General features: G+C 53.5%; 6 protein-coding genes. 3 read left to right on the top strand and 3 right to left on the bottom strand.

Annotation, left to right across the window (positions count from 1 at the left end; genetic code table 11):
- Nucleotides 1-139: 139 nt before the first annotated feature.
- Nucleotides 140-5,713 carry a neutral/alkaline non-lysosomal ceramidase N-terminal domain-containing protein gene (locus CFLAV_RS09325; protein ID WP_050785672.1) on the bottom strand — a complete coding sequence of 1,858 codons (5,574 nt, stop codon included), beginning with the start codon at nucleotides 5,711-5,713 and terminating at the stop codon, nucleotides 140-142.
- A gap of 150 nt (nucleotides 5,714-5,863) precedes the next feature.
- On the opposite strand from CFLAV_RS09325, the gene CFLAV_RS32100 reads away from it, so the two are divergent.
- The 3 genes from CFLAV_RS32100 to CFLAV_RS09310 all read left to right on the top strand — a co-directional run bounded on the left by CFLAV_RS32100 (nucleotide 5,864) and on the right by CFLAV_RS09310 (nucleotide 9,939).
- Entirely contained in the window at nucleotides 5,864-7,501 is a 1,638-nt protein-coding gene (locus tag CFLAV_RS32100) for an RNA polymerase sigma factor (RefSeq protein ID WP_007414450.1), read from the top strand.
- Nucleotides 7,502-7,511: 10 nt separating this feature from the next.
- Nucleotides 7,512-8,411, top strand: coding sequence for a hypothetical protein (locus CFLAV_RS09315; protein WP_007414449.1), 900 nt, complete (start codon nucleotides 7,512-7,514; stop codon nucleotides 8,409-8,411).
- 115 nt (nucleotides 8,412-8,526) lie between these two features.
- Nucleotides 8,527-9,939: a Gfo/Idh/MocA family protein gene (locus CFLAV_RS09310; RefSeq protein ID WP_007414448.1), complete on the top strand. Its 1,413-nt coding sequence runs from the start codon at nucleotides 8,527-8,529 to the stop codon at nucleotides 9,937-9,939.
- A gap of 79 nt (nucleotides 9,940-10,018) precedes the next feature.
- On the opposite strand, the gene CFLAV_RS09305 is transcribed toward CFLAV_RS09310, so the two are convergent.
- Both CFLAV_RS09305 and CFLAV_RS09300 read right to left on the bottom strand, forming a co-directional pair.
- Nucleotides 10,019-10,807 (bottom strand): SGNH/GDSL hydrolase family protein, encoded by a 789-nt coding sequence (locus CFLAV_RS09305; RefSeq protein WP_007414447.1) that lies wholly within the window; start codon nucleotides 10,805-10,807, stop codon nucleotides 10,019-10,021.
- A gap of 81 nt (nucleotides 10,808-10,888) precedes the next feature.
- Nucleotides 10,889-11,365 (bottom strand): LEA/WHy family protein, encoded by a 477-nt coding sequence (locus CFLAV_RS09300; RefSeq protein ID WP_007414446.1) that lies wholly within the window; start codon nucleotides 11,363-11,365, stop codon nucleotides 10,889-10,891.
- Nucleotides 11,366-11,409: the final 44 nt, after the last annotated feature.

Here is an 11,409-nt window from a genome sequence, read left to right as displayed (position 1 = left end):
CAGGGCGAAACCAAACACCACCTTGGCAGACTAATTCAAATCCAAAGGAAAAAAGGAGGATCGGCTAAAGCGATCGCGTACGGGGTGAAAGCAGTTTCATTTGAAGATCACCTGATGAATCGTTTGTGGGTTCGTCCGTTCAGTTCCGACTGGCCTGAGATTGCGGTTCCATGGTATAGATGCCGAACCAGCGCTGGCTGTTCGAGGCCGAACCGGTGACTTCAAAGACAATGGGTTTGCCAGACTTCAACCACTCACCACGAACGCTAATGGTAAGCACTCCGTTGCTGTCTTCTGGATTATTTTCCATGACATGGTATTGCAAGATGACTTCGGAAGCAGGATTTTTCCAAACGGCATCGTTGATGGAGACGTCGAAGTCAACCCCGGAGCGTCCATTCACCTTCAAATAAAACTTACCTGACGGATTGGATAAGAGTCCCATGGCAACTGGAACGCGAAAAGTATTCATGCCGTGGGGATTGAGATCGTCAACCGGCTTGGTTTCCCATTCGACTTTTGAATTCCCGTCCGTTTGACGGCAGTGGGAAAGCATCAACGTGCCCAGCCAGCCTGGATAAGGCATGGCTTCAGAAGCAGAGACAACCCGGGCCAGATCATAGCCATCGGCCAGGAAACTCTTACGCGCCGCCGCGGCCTTTTCCGGGCTGGCGCTGCCGAATTGTGAAGGTTGAGATTTCAAATACGCGATTAAATCCGCGAAATCCTGGGGCTTTTTACCTTCCTCCAAGCCTTCAGGCATCAGTGAAAGACTCGAGGCGCGCATTTCGGAGATTTCCGAGCGCAGGATAGTTTCGTGAATGCCGCCAGGTTGAACCAGCGTGAGGCTGGTGGCGGTTTCGTTTTGAATCACGCCGGAGAGCGAACGACCATCCTTCACTTCAATATTGTATTGGATGAAGCGAGGTTCAATGGCGGCGTTGGGATCCAGGATGGCGACCAGGAAGTCTTCAATTGATTTGTCGTTAAGCGCAGCCAGGTCGGGCCCGACAGAATTACCCACGCCCTTGAGATGGTGACAGGTGGCGCAAGTTTCGGTGAAGATTTGCGCGCCATGCTCGGGATTGCCCGCGAGATGGGCCACATCTGAAAACTTTTTCAACACCTGGGTGCGATCGCTCGTATGCAAAGGCAGGAGCGCGGCGGCTCGCTGCTGGATTTTTGGGTTGGAAGATTTTTGCAACTGCTGACGGTTGGCAATGGGAATTTCCGTCGGCGCAATGGTTTTCTGCTCCACGGCGCTGAAAAGTTGGTCAATGCCTTCATCACGGCTCAACAAGATGTCGAGCACATGTTCGCGCACGGATGGGGAGTATTGCGGCCAACCCGCGAGCAGCATCTCAGGGACCTTGGGATTGCGTTGAACATGCAATGATTTATTCGCGGCCTTTTGAAGGCGCGTATTGGTGGTTTGAGTGGCAAGGGAGACAAGCGACTTCAGGTCGCGTTCATCGTTTGACCAGGCCAGCAGTCGCACCGATGCTTCACGATCAGCGACCGGAGCCTTGGAATTGGCGGCAATGGCTCCGGCGGAGGCGATGCCTGACTGGATGCGTTTCGCCGCTTCCCGGATGGAAGCATCTGAAGATTCAGCAAAGGAGTTGAGCGAGAGCTTTTGGCGGCCCAGGGCTTCTTGCAGATTGCCCAAGGCAACCAGTTGCCATTGAGGAATATTTTCTCCATTTACAGGAGCAATGGCAACAAGGATGGATTCGAATGTTTTAGGATTTTTTGCACCGGAAGCAGTGGCAATCAACTGCCCCACCATTTCGCCACGATTGGCAGTGTCGGCCGGCAGGGCCAGGACGCCTTTAAGAATTTCACCGGGCTGGTTCACAGCGGAACTAAGCACGGCCGCCCGCATCCAATGATTAGACAAGCTGGATCTGGCGAGATTTCCCAGAGCCTGACCGGCGCGTATGTCGTCCCACTCGCCCAGGGTCAGCGCCAGCTGGAAACGGACGCCGGGATCGGAATCTGATGCGAGTTTCAACAGCGATTCACCGAGAGCCGAGGCTGATGTACCGCGCAGAAAATTTTCGCTGAGTCTCATGGCCTGACGGCGCACGTTGGAATCCTTATCGGCAAGCGCCTGCTGAAGAGTTTCCAGTTGCAGGCCCTTCAAACCTTCCAAAGCGCAAAGAGCTTGTACGCGCACGGCAGGATTGGAACTCTTCGAAGCGAGTTGTTCCAGAGGCTTGATGGCTGATTTATCGGCACGTTGATACAGCTCACGGTGGATGAGATCACGTTCGGTTCCATTAGGAGAATCGAGCAAGGCAACCAGTTTGGCGGTGGAAAGGCTGGTTAGATCGTGAATAGGGCGCAGCTTTCCGGCTGTGGGATAGACACGATAAACGCGGCCTTTGTCATCGCCGGCACGGACATCGAGCTTGGCGAGGCGTTCGGCGGGAATCCACTTGGGATGTTCAATAACGAAGCGGTACATGTCAGAGATCCACAAGGCACCATCAGGGCCGGTGCGAACTTCCACTGGACGGGACCAACTATCTGTCGACGCAAAGAATTCCGTTTGCTGCTCATCATCAGGCTTGGAGCCGGAGAAAGCAATGCCATCGGTTTTGAGCACCAGGCGGCGAACGAGGTTGTGCACCGGTTCGCAGGTGAAGGAGTTCCCGTAATAATCCTGGCCGAGCAGAATATCAGTATAAAGACCAATGCCGCAGGCTGAAGTAGTGCGATTGGCAGATTCGGGATGATTGAAGCGTTCCAACGTTTGGCTGACGGGAAAAAGGACATTCGGGTCGGGATATTGAGGAACGGTCACCCGAGGCTCGGGGGCGGCTACGAAAGGATTTCGGCGAATGTAGCGTTCTTCCAAGGGCCAGTTCCAGGCGAGATTGCTGTTATCGCAGCCAAACCAATTGCCCCAATCATCGCGCACACGGCTTTGCTGGCTCAGTCCGCTCACTGGTTCAAAATCGCCGGTGTCCGGATTGAAACGAAAATCGCGACCGCTGAGCTCGTAGATTTTTCCAGCAAGTTCGCTGCGGATGGTCCCACCGAAAAGACCTGCTGCTGCATAGACCCAATTATCAAGCCCCCAACGAAGACCGTTCACGCGGGCCTGAAAGTTATGTGTGGCAAATCCGGTGAAAAGCTTTTTGACCACGTCAGCTTTGCCATCGCCATCGGTGTCCTCTGCATACAAAATATCAGGGGCGGTGCAGATGAGCACACCTTTGCGCCATTGCATGATGCCGGTTGGAAACGGGATATTTTCGATGAAGGTGGTTGACTTGTCGTAATGACCGTCGTGCTTGCTGCTGGTCAGCAATTTTACACGGCCGCCAGGTGCATAGTCGCCCTTTACGCCCATCGGGTAGTCGTGCATTTCGACCACCCAGAGCTTGCCGTCGGTGCCGAAGTCGATGGCAACGGGGTCGACGATCTGAGGTTCGCTGGCGGCGAGATCGACTGTGAAACCCGGTTTGGTGCGGAAGGACTTGAGGGCTTCCTGCGGAGATAGAGGAGCAGGAAACTCAGAGACCTGCTCGTTGGAAACAAATTGCTTCGGCACGATGTCATGAACCGCGCTCACGATGAGGTCTTCAGTTTTTTCCGACAACCGGGTTGGCAGGTCGTAATAGACCATCGCTCCCCCACCCTCGTAACCGCCTTCGCTCCAGATGCGCTTTGAGGGAATGTAGCAAGGAACGTAGTTGGCATATCCGTTCACCCAGAGATGTGACGCATCAAATTCCTTTTTGAGACGCAGGGAATAATCAACCACCACTTCACCGGGAAGGAAGGCCATGGCGAGGTCGTTGCCGAAATTCCATTCCTGAACGAGATACGGCAGTTCGGTCATCAACTTTTCGCCGCGATCAAGTCGGGCGAGCTGCTTCTTGGCGTGGTAGATAATGGGATAGTGAGATTTATCCTGATCCTCGGCGCGCTTCTGGTATTCCTCACGTGTGGGCAAGGTGTCGAATGGGAGGGCAATTTGTTTGCTGCGGCATTCCAGTTTACCATTCAGAGGAGTCAGATCCTTCAAGAGTAATTCGTCTACTGCAGACGCGAGTTCGCTGCCGTGCTGTTTGGCCATGTCCACTCCCGGGCGTGGAAAAGGATTTTGATCTGCCCCGCAGCCGATGCCAGTCATGGCGACGACGCCAGGGTAAACATCTTCAAGGTATTGTTGAGTATAACCGGCCCAGTCAGGGCAGATTCTGGTTTCCGTTCCATCCAGCGTGGTGCAATGACAGGCGTAACTGACCAGGATGCCCCGCAGTGTTCCATTTGGTTGAGTCACGAGGAGAACCGGAACATCGTGGTCCACTGGCCCGCCCTTGGTTCGACGATTTCCGCCGAAGCCTGCCTTGGTTTGTCCCCAAGCCAATTTGGCAGGAGCACGATTCTTCAGCGCAGTAATGGCAACCTTCTCCAAGGCATCAACAAACTCGCGCGTGTAACGGTCGATGTGGGCTTGATCTTCAGCGGGAATGTCGGAGCCATAAATGTTATCGGCAGCACCGGCGAGTTTCGGGGCGGTGTGGGTATGAGAAACCAGCATAGCGAACTTTTCAGAGGCAATGCCCTTCTTAGCGAGTCGCCCGGCGAGTTCGTCGCGCACCTTTTTCGGAACGATACAGTTATCCACCGAAATGAGAATGGCGGGCCCTTCTTTATCGGCACCGATGGCCAGAGCCTTGGCATAGAGGGGATGCAGCACACCGGTCGACTCGGCTTTGCGAGCGAGATAACCGTTCAGGCGGATAGGATAATTTGGCGTAATATCAACCTTGGCGATACCGACATGATAGGTGGAGCCGCCATTTACAGGAAAAGTACGAGCAAAATCTTTTTGAGCACGCGCGCGGAGTTTTTTGTTCGAAACTGCTTCCAACTTGCCGATTCGTTCAACACCGAGAGTCGAGCGGGAGACCTTCTTTTGATCCACGGCATCGAGCAAGACAGCAACCCGGGAATCGTCACGCAGCAGAGCATCCAAGGCAAAAGCGCGATTACGATCCGAGAGGTTTTGCAGGTTCTTAACGAGTGTGGGGCCAACATTTTTGGATTTCATGTCAGCAAGGCCACTCACCGCCCCTTGCTGCAGCTCGGCATTGGCATCCTTCGCCAGATACTTTTCCAGCTGAGCACCGCGGCGTTCCCATGTGTCTACACCGATGATTCGAAGCGCGTCATATCGGGTGCCGCTCTTGACTTGGACATTCTCGGCCATGGCAGAGGCGAGATCGAGGGTGCGGTCCCAGCGGGTCTGCAAGTCCTTATCACCAAGGAGCAGTTCTGCCACGCGATCATCCGGCCAGATGCCTTGAAGACTGAGCCCATTGATGATACCGCCGCCAATGACCACGGCCTGCCAGTCACGGAGAGGCTCGTTGGCTTTTGGCAAGGCGACATTAAGCAAGGATTTCAGCTCAATGGCATTGTTTCGCTTCCCGGCAGCGATGGCGACACGCCAGATCCACGGAATGCGCGCGGACTCTTCCACGCTGTCGTTCGGAAGATTCGTCGTCATGACTGAGACCAACACGTCCGCTTCCCACGGATGACCGTTAATGAATGACTCTCGCTCAGCACTGGTCCTGTTCGTCTCGAGAATCATGCCTGCAAGATGCTGGCCATCGGTCCATTGAGCGTGGGCGAGTTGGGAGCTTGCAATACGAGCCAAGACCATTCCAAAAAGGAGGTATTTTTTCATGTTGGATCGGCCAATGTTATGTAAAAAGCTGTGATACCTAATGATTATGCTTAACTTAGATGCATAGAACAGACCCATATTCATGTAATCGACAGGTCCGAACAAAATAAAATTCCGGTTTTGCCGGTTCTGCGGCAGTAATAAGGAGAGATGGCTGAGCCAATGACAGATCGGGATTTGCTTCGGGAGTATGTGAAGCGCGGATCTGAAACCGCCTTTAGATCACTCGTAGAGCGACACGTGGACCTGGTGTTCGCCACGGCAAACCGGCAGTTGAACGATGCGGCCGCGGCACAGGAGGTCACGCAAAACGTCTTCATTGCCCTGGCGCGCAAAGCGGCAAGGCTTCAAGGAGATAACACCTTAACCGGATGGCTGCATAAAACGACCTTGCTGGAATCCCGCCAATGGTGGCGCGGGGAGTATCGGAGACAGCGTCGTGAGCAGAATGCCATCGAACTTGGAACGACTATGAAGGACGAAGAATCTTTGCTCACGTCGATGACCAGCGTATTGGATGAAGGTTTGATGGAATTGCGGGAACCGGAGCGACAAGCACTGATGCTTCGGTATTTCGAAGAGCAAAACCATCTGGAAATCGGGAAAGCTTTGGGAACCGGGGATGATGCGGCACGCAAGCGCATTGAGAAGGCGCTGGAGAAGCTCACCCAGTTTTTCCGGCGTCGCGGTTATGCCGTTCCGGCGGTAGCAACCACCGCTGCGGCGTTGAAAGCGGCCGCTCAAACTGCGCCGTCGGGCCTTTCCATCATTATTACCAAAGGAGCAATAACCGCAGGAAGCGTAGGGTCTGTGACCGGCCTCGGCCTGCTTATAGGAACTTTTATGGGACTTACCAAAACGCAAGTGGTGGTGGTTTGTGCGCTGGTGGCTGCCGGGCCTGTGACCTATGAATGGCACGCTTCAGCCAAGGCTGGAAGGGAGCAGACATTACTCCGGGAGGAGATTTTGCAAATCAACAAACAACTCAGCGACCGTCAGGGCCATTTGGACGAGACACAAAGAAAGTTGCAAGCCGCTGAGAGTAATTTGAAGAGACTTGGTGGGGCGATAGCTGAGCAGCGCGCGTCGGCTTTGGCTGCGCGCGCTGCAGCGGCGACGAACCTTTATTCGTGGTCTGACGATTCGGATTACGTGCGGCTGCCGAAGAGCATTGCCGGCAGCCTGACGCTTTCGGAATCGGTGCAAATTCCCCGTCCCAGAGGCGGATATCGACGAGAACAGGATTATGTGCTGGGAGAGGATGGTTCACTCGCGGCGCCATTAACGGAGTCGCTTGGCCTGACGCAGAATGAAGATGCTGAGGTCCAAACATTATTTCAGAATTTCATGCTCAGTTATCAACAGCAGGTCCAGGCACACACTTACGTCACTAATGTTGCACCGGCGGAATTTGGGATTGGGGACCGGCAATCGTTGAGCCAGGTCACCATGTCCTTTGCCACAGAGGGACAGGCTTTGAAGGAACGCCTGCGGGATTCCATTACTGCAACTTTGGGAAAAGAACGGGCTGACGTTGTCTGGGAACAGGTATCAGGGACATTTGAGGGCAGGTATAATAACTTCGGCGGTGAAGACTTGATCAAAACGGCGGTCTTGGAAACCAACGGGGATTTCAAAGGGGAATTTCGATATTGGGAAGGACATCGTGGATCGCAGGCGGGAAGTCCATGGCTTCCCTCCAGGGTTACTTATGTCAAAGAAGAACAGCTTCCTGAAGGTATTCGGCCCTTTCTTCCAAAGCTCAAACCGGCTGCCGCAAAATTGTGAACCAGAAATTATGAATAATATTCTGCTCGGCTCTCTCGTTTGCATGTCAGCAGGTGCTTTATGGCTGGCGCAATCTACCTCACTGAAAAACAAGCAGGCTGAAAACCTGAGGTTGACACGCAAGTTGGCTGAAATACAGGCGTCTCTTCAGAAAACCGCGGTGGCATGGACCAATATGGATACCGATCTCAAGCTACGCCGATCAGAACTAAAGTCGGCTGACGCGGAGCTTCGCGTTGCGATGCAGGAAGCGCAGGAAATACCTTTAAAACCGATTGATCCGGAGCACGAGGGTTCGTGGCCGCAGGAGCAGCCTTACTTTTATCTGGCCAAGCGGCATTTGGATCAGATCGGCTACTCGCCTTTCAGCCGTGAAGGCGGTGTCAGTGTCGCAGCAGGATTGCTTTTTGGGATGAGTCCGAAGGAGAAACAACAGGTGGAAGGGGCCTATAACGAGATGAGGATGAAAGCCAACCAGCTTCAACTCGCAAAGGCAGAGCGAATCGAGCCCGAGGCGGGTGTTAATACCGACAACCATCGGGAGGTGAGTTACAAGATCGCGGCAATGACGAACGAAGTTCAGGAACTTCAAAACCAATTCAATTCAGACGTGCGAAAGGCAATAGGCAATGCGCGGTCAGATATTTTTTTGGAACGCGCCGCCTCGGTCTTTGAAGAGGATTATTCAGGGAATTATGGGAAGGCGAATTACATCCTGACTTCCGAGGCAACCCGGAAGGAGGATGGAACCGTGGATTACGAGTTCAAACTTACAGAACCAGGATCTGGGACCATGTACTTTCCTTTCGAGTATCCTTTACAACCAGGCGGGCCAGCATGGGACAATCGTCATCTCTTTGGGGAAGAGCCGCTGATTCCACCACCGCAAGCACCTGAAGAAACAAAGTAAGTCACGGAGATACTGCCAAAGGACAACGTCGGAATCTCATTGGAGCAAAGTTAGCAGCAAAATTTTGCTTCAGTTTATTCTTGTCTGAAAACCATGGGAGGATTACCACAATTACATGTCCAATAACAATACCCCCTCTTCCAACCCCATTCGGATTGAAGTTCCGAGCAAGGGACTGACCCGACGTCACTTCATTTACACCACTGCGCTCGCGGCAAGTTCGCTGGCACTGAGTGCCTATGCAGCACCCAAGGTTAAATATAAGTCACCAAACGAGAAGTTGAACATTGGCCTCATCGGCGTGGGCGGCAAAGGCGAAGTGGATTCCGAAGGCATGTCGGGCGAAAACATCATTGCCATGTGCGACGTGGATTCAAAGACGCTTGCCAAAGGGGCAAAGAAATGGCCGGGCGCCACGCAGTATCGTGATTTTCGGAAGATGATCGAAAGCAATCATGAGATCGATGCCGTTACCGTGAGCATTCCGGATCACCAGCATGCACCAGCAGCGATGATGGCCATCAAGGCTGGAAAGCATGTTTATTGTCAAAAGCCTTTGACGCATACGATTTGGGAAGCACGTGAGCTCACACTCGCGGCGCGGAAATACAAAGTGGCAACGCAGATGGGAAATCAAGGTCATTCCGGGGATGGAAACCGGCGTTTGTGCGAAATGGTCTGGTCTGGAGCCATCGGCAATGTGCTGGAGGCCCACTGCTGGACGAACCGTCCCATCTGGCCACAAGGCAGGCAGAGACCCGCGGGATCTGATCCGGTGCCGGCGCATTTGGATTGGGATTCATGGATTGGACCGGCACCAATGCGACCATTCAAGGACAAGTGGCCGGCAGAACCGGGTGTAAAGCAAAGTCACGGCGGCACTGTTTATCATCCCTTTGCATGGCGTGGTTGGTGGGATTTCGGTTGTGGCGCGCTGGGTGACATGGGTTGTCACGTGATGGATGGCGCTAATTGGGCTTTGAAATTGGGCGCACCGACGAGCGTTGAATTGGTGGATGCTTCACCAATTAACAATGAAATGGCGCCAAGTTGGTCGATCATTCGCCTTCATTTCCCCAAGCGCGGCGATTTGCCGGCCTGCACTTTGACATGGTATGATGGTGGCAAACTGCCAGCACGACCGGCGGAAATGGAAGCAGAAAAATTCCCCGAGAGCGGAACCCTTTTGATTGGCGATAAAGGAAAATTGATGTGTGACACCTATGGCGAGCGCCCGCGCTTGCTGCCGGAATCGAGCATGGTGGATTTCAAAAAGCCGGAGCCAACCATCCCACGCGTCCCGAATAACAGCCCTTATGATGATTTCATTCGTGCGTGCAAAGGTGGTCCGGCAGCATGCTCGAATTTCGATGTTTCCGGCCCATTCACAGAAACGGTGCTGCTTGGAAACCTTGTTTTGCGCATGGGCAAGAATATCGAGTGGGACTGTGAAAAGATGAGAGTCAAGGGAATGCCCGAAGCGGATCAATATATCAAACCGAAGTACCGTAAGGGTTGGAAGGTCTGAGTCAGTCTGTTTTGAAATTCAGAAACAAATAATCCCCATCTTCAAATGAAGGTGGGGATTATTTTTTAGATTTAAACTTTCAGCAGTGATTAACGGCTTTGAGCCAATCATGGGCCATGAGGGAAGCGCCATGGTCAGTCGGGTGAACACCATCCTTCGCCCAGTGCTCAGGCGGTGCGAGCTTGATGGCCTCATTAAACATGGACTGGAATGGAACCCAGGTAGCGTGAAAGGCATCTGCGACTCTTTTGGCCGCAGCGCGGTAGGTATCAAATTCGGGAAACCATTTGTCGTTCACGGCACCACAACGGAGAACGAAGGGCTCGCAGATGACAAGCTTCACATCGGGAAGGGCTTTTTTAGTGCGGTCCAGAAGAGCGCGATAGTCGCGTTCGTAAATTTCGACAGTGCCGTCATACTTGCCATTGAGCTTGTGCCAGATGTCATTCACTCCGATGAGAATGCTGAGGACATTCGGCTTAAGGTCGAGGCAATCGGTTTGCCAACGCTCGGCGAGTTGAAACACTTTGTTACCGCTGACACCGCGGTTGTAAACTTTGAGTCCGTCATTCGGACGATCCACGAGGAGTGCGGCGCCGGCCATCCAGGCGTAACCGTTGCCGAGCGCAGGTTGAACATTCGGTTCGCCCGCTTTTTCGCGACTGCGGCCCATGTCGGTGATGGAATCGCCCTGGAATAACACGACATCGCCTTTGGAAATCAGGGAGCGGACGGTATTGGCCGGCCATGTCTCAGAGGCGGCAGCCTGCGAAGCCGCAGGGACGCTGGCAAGGGCGGCCGTGCCAAGTGCAGTGAGGGAAGAGGTTTTCAGGAAATTACGACGGTTTAATTTGGAGGTGTCGTTCATAGGATGCACGAATGATAGCGAGGAGCAGAAGCTGGGACAATTCTGAATTGATCGGTGAATCCCGGCTCTGTTCCAGCAATGCTACTGAGGAGTCTGAAATTGGTTTAGGTCGAGGGTTCCCTCGTGTTTGGAATGGACCGTATGACTGTGATTGTCCACCACGGTGTAAAGCTTGCTGCTGATGCGGTAGTCGAGTCGGCGGGATTGGATGATGTCGCGCAGACGGGTGGCCATGGCGATGTTGTTCAGGTGGAGTGTGACGGTCTGAGTGGCAGAGGAGAGTCGGGGAATTTCCAACCGGTCGGAGGCGGTGCCCTGGCCAATGTTGAGGCCATCCAGGTAGAGTTTGTGAACCGCACCATCGACGAGGACTGGTTCAGGTTCTTCGCTCTGGACGCGGACGGTGGCATAGAGCGTGGTCTCAAAGACGGTGGATTCGCCAAATTGCAGGTTGACGAGAGAGACGTCCAGCTGCGGGGCATGGCCCAACATGGCACAGGAGGTCACCAGGAAACAGAGGAGGCTGACAAACCCGACCAGTGATAATCTGGTTTTCATGTTGAGGGAATGTAAACCACTGGTATCACGATTGAATATGTATT

It is taken from the genome of Pedosphaera parvula Ellin514 (assembly GCF_000172555.1).
Classification (GTDB): Bacteria; Verrucomicrobiota; Verrucomicrobiia; order Limisphaerales; family Pedosphaeraceae; genus Pedosphaera.
Note: the sequence above shows the minus strand (reverse complement) of the source record. Positions and strands in the feature narration are given on the sequence as shown.

What these genes read in the sequence shown, in the direction of transcription:
- CFLAV_RS09310 (WP_007414448.1), top strand. Translation starts at nt 8,527, where the DNA reads ATGTCCAATAACAATACCCCCTCTTCCAACCCCATTCGGATTGAAGTT.
- CFLAV_RS09315 (WP_007414449.1), top strand. Translation starts at nt 7,512, where the DNA reads ATGAATAATATTCTGCTCGGCTCTCTCGTTTGCATGTCAGCAGGTGCT.
- CFLAV_RS09325 (WP_050785672.1), bottom strand. Translation starts at nt 5,713, where the DNA reads ATGAAAAAATACCTCCTTTTTGGAATGGTCTTGGCTCGTATTGCAAGC.
- CFLAV_RS09300 (WP_007414446.1), bottom strand. Translation starts at nt 11,365, where the DNA reads ATGAAAACCAGATTATCACTGGTCGGGTTTGTCAGCCTCCTCTGTTTC.
- CFLAV_RS09305 (WP_007414447.1), bottom strand. Translation starts at nt 10,807, where the DNA reads ATGAACGACACCTCCAAATTAAACCGTCGTAATTTCCTGAAAACCTCT.
- CFLAV_RS32100 (WP_007414450.1), top strand. Translation starts at nt 5,864, where the DNA reads ATGGCTGAGCCAATGACAGATCGGGATTTGCTTCGGGAGTATGTGAAG.